We start from the raw sequence: 15718 nt of genomic DNA, 5'->3' as shown, positions 1-15718 counted from the left end.
ATAAGTAATTTTGCAAAAGATTAGCGTTGCTGGTCTATTGAAAGCATAATGACAATACAGGATTTACAGATTTTATATGCCAAGTCGTCAAAAGTTTCGGCTGTGGCTAATGTCGTGGGGGATGGGAGCATAAAGAACATCTTCCTCGACGGGTTGGTCGCGTCTTCTGCGCCATTGGTGTTTGCTGCTTTGGCCCAGCGCCAGTCTGCCACCTTTTTATTTTTACTCAACGATGCCGACGAGGCTGGATATTTCTATCACGACCTGACACAATTGATGGGCGACAGTCGTGTGCTTTTTTTTCCATCATCGTTCAGGAGGGCAGTGAAGTATGGTCAGCGTGACTCTGCCAGTGAAATTCTCCGTACAGAAGTTCTTGCTGCCATTAATGCCCAAACGGCAAGGAAAAAGAACGACGAACCGCTTTATATCGTGACACATCCAGAGGCTGTGGCAGAACTTGTGGTGTCGCGCAGTCAGCTCGACGACCGCACCCTTTCGTTGAGCGTGGGACAGACAATAGACGTGAGGGATGTGGTGAAGAATCTTCTCGATTATGGATTCTCGGAAGTGGACTATGTCTACGAACCAGGACAGTTTGCCAGGCGTGGAAGCATTATTGATGTTTTCTCCTTTTCATGTGAATATCCCTTCCGAATAGATTTCTTTGGAGACGACATCGACTCGATACGTACCTTTGAGGTAGATACCCAGTTGTCTAACGAACGTCGTGAACAGATAAACATCGTGCCAGAACTGACCATGTGCAAGGAGAAGAAAATACCAGTGCTCGACTTCTTGCCAGAAAACACGGTGATAGCATTGCGAGACATGCAGTATGTGGTCGAGAGGGTTGATGCTATATATGAAGAGGGCTTTTCGAAACAGGCCATGGCCGAAAAAATGGAAACGGCCACTGAGATGGAACGTGATGAAATAATTGAACAAATGAGGCGTGAGTCCCAACTTGTGAAAGGGTCGGATTTCAGACGTATGCTTCTAAATTTCCGCACCGTGGAATTCGGACATCGCTCGGCGAGGATGACTAATAGCATCATACATTTCTCATTGTCACAGCAGCCTCTCTTTCATAAGAATTTTGAGCTGATGAAGCAGACGATGGACGAAATGCTAATGCGTGGCTATAAATTATACATTCTTGCCGACAGCCAGAAACAACAGGAGAGACTCAAGGAGATACTTGGCCCGTCGACCGAGTTTGTGCCTGTAGATAAAACCCTTCATGAGGGCTTTGTAGACAACGACCTGAAGCTATGTTTCTTCACCGACCATCAGATATTCGACCGCTTCCATAAGTACAACCTGCGCTCCGACAAGGCACGCAACGGCAAAGTGGCGCTCACGCTTAAGGAAATACGACAGTTTGAAATAGGCGACTATGTGGTGCATGTAGACCATGGCATAGGCAAGTTTGGCGGACTCGTGAGAATGCCACAAGGAGACAGCTATCAGGAAATGATAAAAATCATTTATCAAAATGGCGACTCTATCTACGTGTCCATACATTCTTTATATAAGGTGTCGAAATACAAGGCGCAGGATAACGGAGATGCTCCGCGCTTAAGCCTTCTTGGCACCGGACAATGGGAGAAACTCAAGGAGCGTACCAAGAAGAAAATTAAAGACATTGCCCGAGACTTGATAAAACTTTATTCTCGCAGACGGCATGAGAAGGGCTTCGCCTTCAGTCACGACTCTTTTCTCCAGCATGAGCTAGAGGCAAGTTTCTTATACGAGGACACACCAGACCAGCTGCGTGCCACAAATGAGGTGAAAGCTGATATGGAGAGTCAGAAACCAATGGATAGACTCGTCTGCGGTGATGTGGGTTTCGGAAAAACAGAGGTGGCAGTGCGTGCTGCCTTCAAGGCTGCTTGTGACTCAAAGCAAGTGGCGGTGCTTGTGCCGACAACAGTGCTTGCATACCAACATTTTCAGACGTTCTCAAAACGTTTGAAAGACTTTCCTGTTAGGGTCGATTACCTTACAAGGGCTAAGTCAACAAAGCAGACCAACGAGGTGTTGCGCGACTTGGCAGATGGAAAGATAGACATTATTATAGGTACTCATAAGTTGATCGGAAAGTCTGTGAAATTTAAGGATTTAGGACTGCTAATCATTGATGAGGAACAAAAGTTTGGTGTGTCGACAAAGGAAAAGTTGAGACAAATGAAAACCAATGTCGACACAATGACAATGTCGGCCACCCCTATACCGCGTACACTACAGTTCTCGCTCGTAGGAGCACGAGACATGAGCGTGATACAGACCCCGCCACCTAACAGATACCCCATACAGACAGAGATTCACTCTTTTAGTGCTGAAATCATAGCCGATGCAGTGAATTTTGAGATGAGTCGTAACGGACAGGTATATTTCGTGAATAACCGAATCAGCGACTTGCAACGCATCGGGGATATGATAACCAAATACGTTCCCGACGCACGTATTGTCATCGGACACGGACAGATGAAGCCCGAAGAATTGGAAAAAATCATTTTAGGTTTTGCCAACTACGACTACGACGTGCTACTTTCTACAACTATTGTTGAAAACGGCATAGACATTCCTAATGCAAACACAATAATAGTGAATGGAGCTCATAATTTCGGCCTCAGTGACTTGCATCAGATGCGCGGACGTGTGGGACGTGGCAACCGCAAGGCCTTCTGCTATCTGCTCGCTCCACCACTGTCGGCACTAAAGCCAGAAGCGCGCAGAAGGCTGGAAGCCTTGGAGAATTTCAGCGAACTCGGAAGTGGCATTAATATTGCGATGCAGGACCTCGACATAAGGGGGGCGGGAAACCTACTTGGTGCAGAACAAAGCGGTTTTATTGCCGACTTGGGATATGAGACTTATCAAAAAATTCTTAATCAGGCAGTAACGGAATTAAAAAATGACGAGTTTGCCGACCTTTATTCCGAAGAGGTGAAGGACAACGAACTGGCGGGAGAATTCTTCGTTGACGACTGTGCCTTGGAAAGCGACATAGAAATGTATTTCCCAGACAATTATGTACCTAAAGACAGTGAGCGAATGCTTCTATACCGAGAACTAGATAGTCTGAAAGACGATGACGAGATGGCTCGATACAGAGGCCGTCTCGTAGATAGGTTCGGAGAAATACCGTCAGTGGCCGAAGAACTCATACTGGTGGTGCCTCTTAGACGCTACGGAAAAAGTCTCGGCTGTGAAAAAATCATACTCAAGAAGCAGCGTATGACTCTCTTCTTCGTAAGCAATCCAAACAGTTCATATTACCAAAGTCAGACCTTCGGCTTGTTGTTGGACTTTATTGCCGCCTATCCCAGACGTTGCAATCTTAGGGAAGTAAACGGAAAACGTTCTATGGTGATAGATAACGTAAAGACTGTGGTAGAGGCTGTAGACTTGCTGAAAGCAATCATTAATCAGAATGTAAAGGATTGACCTATCATGATGATATTACTTACGATACTAATATATTTTGCTGCTCTCTTCCTGTTTAGCAGACTGACAAACAAAAATGCAGACAACGACACTTTCTTTCGAGGAAACAGAAAGTCGCCATGGTATATGGTAGCTTTCGGCATGGTGGGTGCTTCAATCTCTGGTGTCACGTTTGTGTCGGTGCCGGGAATGGTGATGCGTTCAGACATGACTTACTTGCAGGCTTGTCTTGGATTCATTTTAGGATATGCTGCCGTGGCTTTTGTACTTCTTCCTGTTTATTATCGTCATAATCTCACCACCATATATTCTTATCTTGACAAGAGGCTTGGTACTGAGGCTTATAAGACTGGCTCGTGGTTTTTCATACTTTCAAAAATGACAGGAGCGGCGGTGAGGGTTTATGTGGTGTGTATCATATTGCAGCAATATGTGTTTGATACCTTAGGCATACCTTTTTACGTCACTGTCGTGGCCATGGTTTTCCTGATATGGCTCTACACACGCCGTGGAGGAATCAAAACCTTGGTTTGGACCGACACCTTTCAGACCACCTGTCTTTTCACCGCTCTCGTGCTTATTGTCCTCACTGCGTCGGAGTCATTAGGTTCTGGGGTTACAGAAGTATTCAGAAAGGTTAACGAGAGTGATATGAGCCGGATATTCGTATTCGACGATCCACGTTCCACCCAATATTTTTGGAAACAATTCTTGAGCGGAATATTCATAGTAGTGGTAATGACGGGCTTAGATCAGGACATGATGCAGAAAAACCTGACTTGCAAGACCCTGTGTGAGGCTCAAAAAGATATGTGTACCTATGGATTTGCCTTTTTCCCAGCCAATTTCCTATTTCTTTCTCTTGGCGTGATGCTTGTGATGCTTGCCGAGGGTAATGGCATTGCCTTACCACATACTGGCGACGAACTGCTTCCCATGTTTGCTGCTTCTGGATATATGGGTCAGATGGTGCTTGTGATGTTTACCATAGGTATTGTGGCCGCATCGTTCAGCAGTGCCGACTCTGCTTTGACCTCTCTTACTACTTGTTGTTGTGTAGACATTTTCAACCGTCCTTCCGATGAGTCGTTCCGCAAGAAAGTGCATTTCTCGCTTGCGTTTATTTTTGCCGCGTTTATAATATGCTTCAAACTGGTCAATTCCACTAGCGTCATAGATGCCATATATATAATGTGTTCATATACATACGGACCGTTGTTGGGACTTTTTGCGTTTGCCTTATTCACCCGTCGCATACCCTTGGGGCGATGGGTGCCGGTGGTGGCGCTATCCTCTCCAGTGCTTTGCTTTGTGGTAGATAGTGTTTCGCAGTCTCTTTGGAACTATCGCTTTGGTTATGAGCTTCTGATGCTTAACGGAACCTTGACCTTTTCAGGACTTTGGCTCCTTAGCATTGGAAGAAAATAGTTTCTCGATGTATTCAGAAGGTTGCATGCCCATTTCTTTTTTAAATGATGTGGCAAAGTATTTTGGGTCCTTGTATCCCACAAGGTAAGCCAGTTCGCTAATACGTATGGAAGGGTTCTTCTTTGCTAGCTTACAGGCTTCCTTCATTCTTATGTCGCGTATGAAACTGCTAACGCTCATCCCTGTGGTGGCTCTCAGTTTGTTGTAGAGCGACGAGGAGCTCATACCCATGTCGGCAGCGAAGCTGTTACGGTCGTATTCGCTGTCGCTGATGTTTCTTTTTACGCATTCTATGGCTTTTGCCACAAGTTCTTGCTCTGGTGAGGTAATCTGTTCTTCTTCAATTTCCTCCATCGATTTTGACGAGAATTCTGATTGTATCCTTCGTCTGTTGGTCACGATGTTTTCTATCCTTAGCTGAAGGTCACCTATCTTAAATGGTTTACAGACGTAGTCGTCTGCACCTACGAGCAGCGACTTTTTCCTGTCTTCCTCCTGTGTCCGTGCCGTAAGCAGTATGATGGGCAGGTGGCTGTATTCAGAGTCGCTCTTCACCTTGTTGGTAAGTTCCCAACCGTCCATCTCAGGCATCATCACGTCGGAAACGATAATGTCTATTTCCGTTGTTTGTATGACGTTTATAGCTTCTATTCCGTTGGAAGCCGTGAAAATCTTGTATTTCGCCGATAGTAGCAGTTTCATAAGCATCAGCAACTCTGTATTGTCTTCCACAAGCAGAAGGCGATATTTATCGTCGTCGGTTTCTTGGTTCGTGGGTTCGGCATTGAAGGTATCAGTGGTGGAGTAGGGGAAGTCGAAAATGGCGTTTTGTACATTGTCGATGTTTACCATGTTTGATTCGTCAATTTGTTCAGGAGTGAAAGCTTCCTTTCCTATAGGCAGTTTTACGATGAACTTAGTGCCGATGTTTTCCTTGGACTCGAATGTTATTGTTCCTCCATTAAGTCTCACAAGGTCGCGTGTTAGTGACAGGCCGATACCGTTGCCTATGACTTTAAACCGTCGGTATTCTCCGTCGTAAAATGTCTCGAAAATATTGTTCTGTCTATTCTTGGGTATTCCGCATCCATTGTCTTCCACCACTATTATCACTTCATCGTAATAATTGTTGGTTGATACATCAAGAAGAATTCGGGCATTCGTTTTGTCTGAAAACTTTACTGCATTGGAAAGAAGGTTAAATATTATCTTATCAATTTTGTCGGTATCTATCCATCCTATCATGCTCTTTGGGTTGCACCTAACGTCAAACTGTATTCCCTTCTTCATCACCAGTGGTATGATACATCTTGCAGTTTCGCGTATGTATGACATCACATCGCCTTTGGCCACAAGAAGCTTTAGTCTTCCGTCTGATGCCTTACTGGCTTCTAGTATTTGTTGGAGTAACCTTACAGAGCGTTGTATGTTCAGGTCCATAAGATCGAATTCCTTTTTATATCCAGGTTCTCTCTCTCTCAGGTTTTCCACCGAGGCGGATATGATGGTAAGTGGAGTCAGCAGTTCGTGGGTAATACTGGTGAAGATCATGTTTAGTTGATCCTTGTTCTTGAGTCGTTGGTTTCTTATATACAGGTGCCTTGTCATAATCAGAAATATGATTACAACAATTAAAATTAATGTGTTTATGATTATATTCATGATTTATCTCCAATTGTTAGCGTTTCTGTTTTTGCGTTGCGAAGATACATAAAAAAGTCGAAAAATAGATATTGAAACCAAGAAATATTGCAAATATATCAATTTTTTGTTTGTTTTTAGTGAAATATGGTTTGATTTTTATTAGAATATCGATTTTTAAACCTTATTTGGCTTATACTGAACTTGTATTTCTTAAAACCATATTACCTTTGCATCGTAAGATAAAAAATGAAGCAAAAGATATAATTTATGTATTATCAATATTTTGTAAATGGTTAAGGTTTATGGTTGATTAATTTAGTTTAGTATCGAAAAGCTTCGCTGAGAAGCGAGGCTTTTTCGAAAAAACTAAAATGTCAGTCATGAATAGCCAATACAGAATTAATCAAACGTTGAACCCAACAATTTAAAGATATGAATACTATTATAATTGATTTTGATGGAACTATAGCCGATACCAAACATCTGATTGTATCTACTATGCAGCAGACGATGTCGATACTTGGCTTGCCAGTCAAGAGTGAGAAAGAATGCTCCTCTGTAATTGGACTTCCATTACGACAAACTTTCACAACTCTCATTCCTATGGATGAGCAGAAAGCAAATGCTTGTGACAATACATACCGACAATTGTTTATTGAAAACAATAAGCCAGGCGTAGTAAAACTTTTTCCTCAGGTAAAAGAAACTCTTGAAGAGTTGTATGCCATGGGTATTGTCATTGCTGTGGCAAGCAGTCGTGGTTCAGACACCTTGTATGCTTTTCTTGAGGAGATGAATATCTTGCGCTACATTTCCTATGTTGTAACTTCTCAGGATGTGGCAAATGCTAAACCCGCCCCAGACATGGTCTACAACATTCTAAAACGCGTTGACGACGATAAGTCTGACGTGCTTGTTGTTGGCGACACAATTTTTGATATTGATATGGGAAAAAACGCAGGTGTGAAAACTTGTGGCGTGACATACGGAAATGGAAATATTGAGGAATTGAGCAAGGCTGATTATGTCATATCTGATTTTCATAGTCTGCTGGATATTGTTTGATAGTTGACGATAATCGTATAACGTTAAGGAGTTAAGACGATAATGCAGTAAGCCTGTTTTTGTATTGGCTTATGCATCTGTCTTAACTCCTTAACCTTTTTTATCTACTAAACTTCCTATTTGTTCATCAAGTATCTTTCAGCTTCAATAGCAGCTTGGCAGCCGCTGGCTGCTGCAGTGATGGCCTGACGATATACGGGGTCGGCAACATCTCCAGCTACGAATACTCCAGGCACCTTTGTGCGTGGTGTTCCGTCAATCTTCTTGATGTAGCCCACTTCGTCGGTATCGAGCCACTGTTTGAATACATCGCTATTGGGCTTGTGTCCAATGGCGAGGAAGAAACCATCGATGGCAATGTCAACCAGTTCCTCGTCAGTTTCGCCCTTTCTCTTCACAAGATGTGCGCCTTCCACTCCATTTTCACCAAACAGTCCAATGGTGTTGTGCTCGAAAAGAATCTCGATGTTTTCTGCTGCCATGACACGCTCCTGCATCACCTTAGAAGCTCTCAGGAAAGGCTTTCTGACAATAAGGTAGACTTTTTTGGCGAGTCCTGAAAGATATAGGGCATCCTCACAGGCTGTATCACCACCGCCTACCACGGCAACGGTCTTTTTGCGATAGAAAAAACCATCGCAAGTGGCACATGCAGACACACCCTGTCCGTTGTATTTGCGTTCATCGTCAAGTCCAAGATATTTTGCCGATGCGCCTGTGGCAATTATCACCGTGTCGGCTGTAAGTTCGTGTCCACTGTCAGTGGTGAGCTTATATGGTGATTCTGAGAAATCAACTTTCACTATTTCTCCATCTCGAATGTCGGCTCCGAAGTGTTCGGCCTGTTCTCTGATATCCATCATCATCTGATTTCCGTCAACACCTTCGGGATAGCCTGGGAAGTTTTCTACAGTTGTCGTCTGTGTTAATTGTCCGCCAGGTTGTAATCCGCTGTATTCCACAGGGTTGAGATTGGCTCTTGATGCATAGATGGCTGCTGTGTAACCAGCAGGGCCGCTACCTACAATGAGGCAACGAACATGTTCCACTTTGTTTTGTTCCATTGTATGATTATTATTAGTTTTACTTAATTGCCGCCTTCTTGTATATGTAAGGCGGTGAGTTAAAAATCAACTTAAATATTCTGTGAAAGTAGTTCTTGAATATTCTTCTCAATGGTGTCTAATGATTCTGTTGGTTCAAATCTTGCCACCACCATACCACGCTTGTCGGTAAGGAATTTGGTGAAGTTCCACTTGATGTCAGCCTTGCTCTGATAGTCAGGATCGTCTTTCCTCAGCATGTCGTCGAGAATGTGTGCCAATGGGTGTTCCATATTCCATCCAGCGAAGCCTTTCTGTTCTTTTAGGAACTTGTATAGTGGGTCGGCATCATCGCCGTTTACTTTGATTTTCTTAAATCTTGGAAACTCGGTTCCGTATGTCATCTTACAGAATTGGTGTATAGACTCGTCTGTGCCAGGTGCCTGTTGTCCAAACTGGTTGCATGGGAAATCGAGAATTTCGAATCCTTGGCTATGATATTTTTCATAGAGTTTCTCCAAGTCTTCATATTGCGGTGTGAATCCGCATTTTGTGGCTGTGTTTACAATCAGCAAAACCTCGTTGGCGTATTCTTTAAGTGCCACGGCCTTGCCTTTTCTGTCTTTTACTGAAAAATCGAAAATTGTGCTCATTTTTTGTATGTATTCTGTTATTACGGTACAAAGATAAGAAATAAATCCTATATGACCAAGGTTTTCAGAATTTTTTATATTTTTTTTGTGTTGTCGCAAAGTAAAGAGTGCATCCAGGTATATGCAACTACCTGAATGCACTCTTTCAATGTCTTGCCAATAGAAATATTGTTGTATTGTTATTTCTTGGCTGCCTTACCATAGCGGCTCATGAACTTGTCTACGCGACCTGCGGTGTCGACGAGCTTGCTCTTACCAGTATAGAACGGGTGTGAAGTGCTCGAGATTTCAATCTTTACCACTGGGTAAGTTTCGCCTTCAAATTCTACTGTGTCATTTGTCTTACAAGTAGAACGTGTAAGGAACATATCGCCGTTGGACATATCCTTGAATACGACGGGGCGATAGTTCTCTGGATGAATTCCTTTTTTCATTTTTTGTTTAAATATTATTGATATAATTAATTATAATTTCTCTTTTCGGTCGGCAAAGGTAGTGCTTTTTTTTCTAATTAGCAAATGTTTCGGACTTTTTTTTTTCTTTAATGTAAAAAAACAGGGGGAATGGTTGTATATTTCATTCGTTTTTCGTATTTTTGTGCTGTTTTATGAAATTAATTTGGTTTATTCATATAATATAATTCATACTGAACGAATATGAAAATTATTGGTGTAGCTGGTGGAACAGGGTCGGGTAAGACCACTGTGGTAAAGAAGATAGTTGAGTCGTTGCCACCACATTATGTTGCTGTGATGCCGCTCGACTCCTACTATAACGACACGACAGGCATGACTGATGAGGCCCGCCGTGCCATAAATTTTGACCACCCTGATGCTTTTGACTGGATGTTGCTTATTCAACACATTAAAAAACTTAAAGCTGGTGAACCGGTTGAACAGCCCACCTATTCTTATATTCTAAGTAATAGATTAAAGGAAACGGTGCATGTTGAGCCAAAACCTGTGATACTTATTGAAGGTATTATGACTCTTGTAAATAAGGAACTGCGTGATATGATGGATATCAAGATATTTGTTGACACTGATTCTGATGAACGACTCATAAGAAACATACAACGTGATGTGGTGGAGCGTGGAAGGACTGTAGATATGGTAATCGACCGATATCTAAAAGTATTGAAGCCAATGCATGAGCAGTTTATTGAGCCTTCAAAGAAATATGCCGACATTATTATTCCGTTGGGTGGAGAAAACAAAACTGGCATTAATATTATCAAGAGTTATATAGAAAAAACAATAAAATGACTACTTTGATGCTTGTGAGACATGGTGAAACTGTGGATAACGCAAACCGTATAATGCAGGGTCAAACCCAAGGACAGCTTAACGAAACGGGAATCAGACAGGCTGAAGAAGTGGCTATTTCGTTGGCTGGAGAACATGTGGATGCCGTGGTGTCGAGCGACTTGAAACGCTCCTACGACACAGCTTGTATCATTGCAAATAAGCATGGACTTGACGTTTCTACAACAAAACTGTTGCGAGAGCGCGACTGGGGCAGTTTTACTGGCCGATATATTCCCGATTTGAAAGAAGAGAAGTGGCCGGACGACATTGAGTCGCTCGACCACCTACTATATAGAGCAAAGATTTTTTTGGACTTCGTGCGTTCTGAATATCCAGGTCATAGTGTGGTTGCCGTTGGGCATGGCATTATTAATAAAGCTATTCAGGCTGTTTATTACAAAGTAACTATGAGTGAGGTGCGCCCTATGGCAAACTGTGAAATCAGGATTTTGGAACTTTAGATGTCTCCTAAATAGTTTTCATTTGTGACTGACGTGATCCACCGCTTTGTCGGAAAGAATTGCCGCTGTTTCGGTTTCCACCATTGCTGCTTCCGCCTCTGTTGATTGAGCTTCCGCCTCTGTTGATTGAGCTTCCGCCTCTGTTGTAAGAACTTCCACTTTCGTCACGCTTTTTTACTGTAATTCTAGTAGAACTGTTTCTTTCTAACCCTTTGTTGTGGTCAAATCTGTAACTATTGTTTCTATTGTTTCCGTTTGTATATCTGTCGTTTCTATTGTTTCCGTTTGTATATCTGTCGTTTCTATTGTTTCCGTTTGTATATCTGTCGTTTCTATTATTTCCGTTTGTATATCTGTCGTTTCTATTATTTCCGTTTGTATATCTGTCGTTTCTATTATTTCCGTTTGTATATCTGTCGTTTCTATTATTTCTATTGTTATATTGGTTGTTGCGGTCATTGTCCAGTCTGCCATAATGGCGATTACCTATTTCCCCTCTGTTCCATCTGTCTCTCATTCCGGCGTTGTGTACTGGAGTGCAGAAATGGTCTCTACGTCTATGGTAGTAGCTATGGCCGCCGTTAGCTCTCCAGCTATGTCCACCCCTATACGATACATACACAGTTGGTCTGTGGAAATAGTAATATGAACGATTAGGGTAGCGGGCATAAATGCCGAAATGCCAGCATCCAGCTCTCCAGTAGAGAGGACGATAGAAGTAGTTGGCAGCACAGAAAGCATTCCATTGCCAGTCAAGCAGCACGTAGCTGATGTCGAGATTGCGTCTTGTCCAGTATGTGCCATACACATCGTCAACACTGGTGACCCCCATGAGATAGTCGAGGTTGATTTCGTATGCTGCATCATATTGTGCATCAGAAAGGTTCAGTTCGTAAGCCATTTTGTCGGTGAGGAACAATGCCTCTCTGCGAGCCTGTTCATAACTCATTGCGTTGGCAGAAACCGTTAAGGCTATCATTGCCACTAAAGTAGTCAATATCTTTTTCATAATCGTATATTATATAAATGGTTTAACATCTTGTTTGTTATTTCTGCTGCAAAATTAATTCTTTTTGGATTGATATAAAAGGGATTTTCCCTATCTAATGAGAGGAAAAACCCTAATATGTTTGGTAGTTTCGTTTGAAATGTGTAATTTTGCACCCATGAAATGTATGTCAACCCAATTATTTTGGCATTTGTTAGCTATTGGAGAACTCTGTTTTGCTCCTTCTGTTGCCAAAGCAGCTATAGACTCTGATGATACTGAAGGAATAGACTATTCCTTGTCTACTCAGATGTCTGCATCTGTTGGACGCCATACACCATTATGGCTTAACGCAAATAAGTATGGGTTAAGTTCTTTATCAAAAGCCAATGGATATATGCGTGCCACAGTAGAACTTCCTTCTTCTGCTGACCGTAACAGAAAGTGGGATGTCGGTTTTGGTATAGACATTGCACAAGCCTTTCATTATACCTCGTCAACTGTAGTACAGCAGGCTTTTGTCGAAGTGCGTTATCTTAAGGGACGATTGACATTGGGAAGCAAAGAAGAACCCATGGAACTGAAAAATCAGAGACTTAGCAGTGGTTCCCAGACTCTTGGTATCAATTCACGTCCGGTGCCTTCCTTGCGGCTTGCTCTCGAAGACTATTGGAATGTGCCTGGCACGAAAGGGTGGGTGAGCATAAAAGGACATATCGCTTATGGAATGACTACCGACGATGGATGGCAGAAAGACGTGACACAGATGAAGTCACGATACACCGAAGACACATTCCTTCATACAAAGGCTGGATATGTTAAGATTGGAAATGAAGAACAATATTTTCCATTTTCCGTAGAAGCCGGATTGGAGATGGGTGCACAGGTGGCAGGAAATGCATATTGGCCCATGTCTGATGGAACAATGAGAAAGATTGAGAATGACAAATCGTTAACGGCATTTCTGCAGGCGTTTGTTCCTGGAGGTGGCGAGACAACAGAAACAACCTATCGTAATGCTACTGGAAATATTGTAGGAAGCTGGGTGATGCGACTCAATGCCGACTATGACACATGGAACCTTGGTGTGTATGCCGACCATTATTTTGAAGATCATTCTTCAATGCTATTCCTCGACTATGATGGCTACGGCACTGGGGCGGAGTGGAACGAAAGAGTGAAAAGCCGATACACACTCTACGACCTGCGTGACATTATGCTCGGAACAGAGCTTAAACTGAAGGATGCAAGGTATGTTAATAATATTGTGGTAGAATATCTATACACAAAATATCAGAGTGGACCTTTATATCACGATCATACTCAGATGATGCCCGACCATGTGAGCGGTCTTGACAACTATTACAACCATCACCTTTATACAGGTTGGCAGCATTGGGGCCAGGTGATAGGCAATCCGTTGTATCTTTCGCCGATATATAACAACGACGGTTTGATAGAAGTGGAATGTAATCGCTTTGTCGCATATCATCTTGGCATTTCCGGTGCACCGACAGACAGATTCAATTATCGTTTCCTTGCCTCATGGCAGAAAGGCTACGGTACATTCCGCAAACCATATCCAAACCCGAAGGAAAATTTCAGTGCCATGTTTGAAGCCAATATCTTTTTGGGAAATCATTGGCATCTTTGCGCAGCAGCTGCCATAGACAGAGGGGCGTTACGTGGTAACAATTCAGGCCTTCAGCTCACATTGGTCAACAAAGGATTATTAAATAAGAAACAAAAACGATGAAACACCTTTTATATATATATGTTGCAGTTGGCATGTTGTTTTCATGCGATCTGGTGCCTTCGTCAAACGGAGACTTTGATGGATTTTGGCAGATGACATCGGTAGACACCTTGTCTAACGGAAATGGTGAAGACACGCGTGAGTCACTGGTCTTTTGGTCAGTTCAAAAGCGTCTGCTTGAAATGAAACATCTTGCTACAACAGGCAATCGTGCACCACACATCTTTTTCAGGTTTGAGCGTGGCTCTGATCGTTTGGTCATTTACGACCCGATAATAGACAATAGAGATTCATCAGACCTTATTGTTCGAGACACGTCGTGTTTTAATATCTATGGTATTGATCGCGTGCCAGATACTCTGACAATTGTAACCTTGACCAACGATCGAATGGTGCTTTATACTAACAGGCTAAAGATGACATTCAGAAAATATTAACGAGAAGTGCAAATATATAAAAGAGGTGCGGTAAATCACCGCACCTTTTCATTTATTCACTTTTAAACAAGTCTTTTATTCCTCCTATGCTACCCATAAGGTTGGTGGCTTCATAAGGCAGATAAACGGTCTTGGTCTTGTCGCCTTCTGCTATTTGTTGCAGCATCTGAATATATTTTTGGGCAAGAAGGTAGTTGGCGGGATTAGTCGACTCCCCCACAGCTTCAGTAATCTTTTTTATCGCGATAGCTTCAGCCTCTGCCTTGCGTATTCTTGCCTGCGCCTCACCTTCAGCTTTTAGAATTGCCTGTTGCTTGAGAGCTTCTGCGCGGTTGATGGTAGCCATTTTCTCTCCTTCCGACTGTAGGATGTCGCTGGCTTTCTTTCCTTCACTCGTGAGAATGGTTGCTCGCTTGTTACGCTCTGCCTGCATCTGTTTCTCCATTGCCGTTAGTACGCTTTCAGGAGGAGTAATATCTTGAAGCTCAACACGGTTAACCTTTATTCCCCACTTGTTTGTTGCATCGTCGAGCACTGAACGCAGTTTTGTGTTTATGGTGTCGCGGCTTGTGAGTGTCTCGTCGAGTTCCAGTTCGCCTATAATGTTACGGAGTGTTGTTTGTGTCAGTTTTTCTATGGCGTTGGGCAGGTTGTTGATTTCATAAACAGCTTTAAACGGGTCTACAATCTGGAAGTACAACAATGCGTTGATTTCTGTTTGCACATTGTCTTTCGTAATCACGTTTTGTTTTGGGAAGTCATACACTTGTTCGCGTAGGTCTATGGAGTTGGAGTAGACGTAACGTCCAGCCCTCATCACCACAATCTCCTTAGCCCTGTCAACAATAGGTATGATGATGTTTATACCAGGACGCAGGGTTGCATAGTATCTTCCCAATCGTTCAATAATTTTTGTTTCTGACTGTGGAATGATGACAAGAGCCATCTTCGCGAAAATTAATACAAGTACCACAATGGCAATCAATACATAGGTCATGATCGTAAATAATTTGATGTTAAACACTAACTATAAGGCTTGGCAAGTGAGAATGATGCTTTCTCTGCCAATGATTTTAACTTTTTCTCCTTTCTTGATATCGCTATTGGCTGTCGCTTTCCAGTCGTCGCCATCAATAGCCACTCGTCCATATCCGTTAGCTGGGATGTCCTGGCTCACAAAAGCTTCGCGTCCTATGATGGCATCGGCGTTGCTTGGCACAGGTTCGCGATTGAAGTGCAAATAGCGCAAGGCGAAAGGTCTTACCAAAAAGATGCTTACCCCCGAGACAATTGCAAATGCCGCCAACTGAACATATATGCCTCCGAAGAAGGAGGAAGCCAGTGCTGCCAGTCCTCCAATGGCGAAGCAAAGAATGAAGAACCCGCTCGTAAACATTTCGAGTACAATACACATTACTGTGACTATAGCCCATAATTGCCATAGATTTTCATTTAAATAATCAATCATATTTTAACTCTTTAA

At 42.8% G+C, this 15718-nt stretch carries 14 protein-coding genes; 7 read left to right on the top strand and 7 right to left on the bottom strand.

The window, feature by feature from the left end; all coding sequences use genetic code 11:
- The first annotated feature begins 48 nt into the window (after positions 1 to 48).
- Together mfd and CIK98_RS03140 are read left to right on the top strand one after the other, a co-directional pair.
- Positions 49 to 3453 (top strand): transcription-repair coupling factor, encoded by a 3405-nt coding sequence (gene mfd / locus CIK98_RS03145; RefSeq protein WP_094382830.1) that lies wholly within the window; start codon positions 49 to 51, stop codon positions 3451 to 3453.
- 6 nt (positions 3454 to 3459) lie between these two features.
- Positions 3460 to 4881, top strand: coding sequence for a sodium:solute symporter (locus CIK98_RS03140; protein WP_094382829.1), 1422 nt, complete (start codon positions 3460 to 3462; stop codon positions 4879 to 4881).
- Here the strand turns inward: CIK98_RS03140 and CIK98_RS03135 are convergent.
- Entirely contained in the window at positions 4846 to 6489 is a 1644-nt protein-coding gene (locus CIK98_RS03135) for a response regulator (RefSeq protein WP_172409796.1), read from the bottom strand. The two genes, CIK98_RS03140 and CIK98_RS03135, sit on opposite strands and share 36 nt — an antisense overlap.
- A gap of 468 nt (positions 6490 to 6957) precedes the next feature.
- On the opposite strand from CIK98_RS03135, the gene CIK98_RS03130 reads away from it, so the two are divergent.
- Entirely contained in the window at positions 6958 to 7590 is a 633-nt protein-coding gene (locus CIK98_RS03130) for an HAD family hydrolase (protein ID WP_094382827.1), read from the top strand.
- Positions 7591 to 7706: 116 nt separating this feature from the next.
- Here CIK98_RS03130 and trxB read toward each other — a convergent pair whose 3' ends face one another.
- The 3 genes from trxB to CIK98_RS03115 form a co-directional block, all read right to left on the bottom strand.
- Positions 7707 to 8654, bottom strand: coding sequence for a thioredoxin-disulfide reductase (gene trxB, locus CIK98_RS03125; protein WP_094382826.1), 948 nt, complete (start codon positions 8652 to 8654; stop codon positions 7707 to 7709).
- A gap of 71 nt (positions 8655 to 8725) precedes the next feature.
- On the bottom strand, positions 8726 to 9286 hold the full coding sequence (locus CIK98_RS03120; protein ID WP_094382825.1) for a glutathione peroxidase: 561 nt from the start codon (positions 9284 to 9286) through the stop codon (positions 8726 to 8728).
- A 179-nt stretch (positions 9287 to 9465) separates the two neighbouring features.
- A complete protein-coding gene (locus tag CIK98_RS03115; RefSeq protein ID WP_094382106.1) occupies positions 9466 to 9720 on the bottom strand; it encodes a type B 50S ribosomal protein L31 in 255 nt (84 codons plus the stop codon).
- 222 nt (positions 9721 to 9942) lie between these two features.
- On the opposite strand from CIK98_RS03115, the gene udk reads away from it, so the two are divergent.
- Positions 9943 to 10551, top strand: coding sequence for a uridine kinase (gene udk, locus CIK98_RS03110; protein WP_094382824.1), 609 nt, complete (start codon positions 9943 to 9945; stop codon positions 10549 to 10551).
- Positions 10548 to 11054 carry a histidine phosphatase family protein gene (locus CIK98_RS03105; protein ID WP_094382823.1) on the top strand — a complete coding sequence of 169 codons (507 nt, stop codon included), beginning with the start codon at positions 10548 to 10550 and terminating at the stop codon, positions 11052 to 11054. Before udk ends, CIK98_RS03105 begins: the two co-directional genes overlap by 4 nt.
- A gap of 7 nt (positions 11055 to 11061) precedes the next feature.
- Here CIK98_RS03105 and CIK98_RS03100 read toward each other — a convergent pair whose 3' ends face one another.
- Positions 11062 to 12063, bottom strand: coding sequence for a hypothetical protein (locus tag CIK98_RS03100; protein ID WP_172409795.1), 1002 nt, complete (start codon positions 12061 to 12063; stop codon positions 11062 to 11064).
- Between the two features lie 166 nt (positions 12064 to 12229).
- On the opposite strand from CIK98_RS03100, the gene CIK98_RS03095 reads away from it, so the two are divergent.
- Positions 12230 to 13798: a capsule assembly Wzi family protein gene (locus CIK98_RS03095; protein ID WP_172409794.1), complete on the top strand. Its 1569-nt coding sequence runs from the start codon at positions 12230 to 12232 to the stop codon at positions 13796 to 13798.
- Positions 13795 to 14235 (top strand): lipocalin-like domain-containing protein, encoded by a 441-nt coding sequence (locus CIK98_RS03090; protein WP_094382821.1) that lies wholly within the window; start codon positions 13795 to 13797, stop codon positions 14233 to 14235. The genes CIK98_RS03095 and CIK98_RS03090 overlap by 4 nt, the downstream gene beginning before the upstream one ends.
- A 52-nt stretch (positions 14236 to 14287) precedes the next feature.
- Here CIK98_RS03090 and CIK98_RS03085 read toward each other — a convergent pair whose 3' ends face one another.
- Together CIK98_RS03085 and CIK98_RS03080 are read right to left on the bottom strand one after the other, a co-directional pair.
- Positions 14288 to 15232 (bottom strand): SPFH domain-containing protein, encoded by a 945-nt coding sequence (locus CIK98_RS03085; protein WP_094382820.1) that lies wholly within the window; start codon positions 15230 to 15232, stop codon positions 14288 to 14290.
- A 30-nt stretch (positions 15233 to 15262) separates the two neighbouring features.
- The gene (locus CIK98_RS03080) at positions 15263 to 15703 is read right to left on the bottom strand and encodes an NfeD family protein (RefSeq protein WP_094382819.1); all 441 of its coding nucleotides are present in this window, start codon (positions 15701 to 15703) and stop codon (positions 15263 to 15265) included.
- Between the last annotated feature and the right edge of the window lie 15 nt (positions 15704 to 15718).

The sequence above is a fragment of the Prevotella sp. P2-180 genome (genome assembly GCF_002251435.1).
In the GTDB taxonomy this organism is placed as follows: Bacteria; Bacteroidota; Bacteroidia; order Bacteroidales; family Bacteroidaceae; genus Prevotella.
This window is presented reverse-complemented; position numbering and strand designations above follow the sequence as displayed.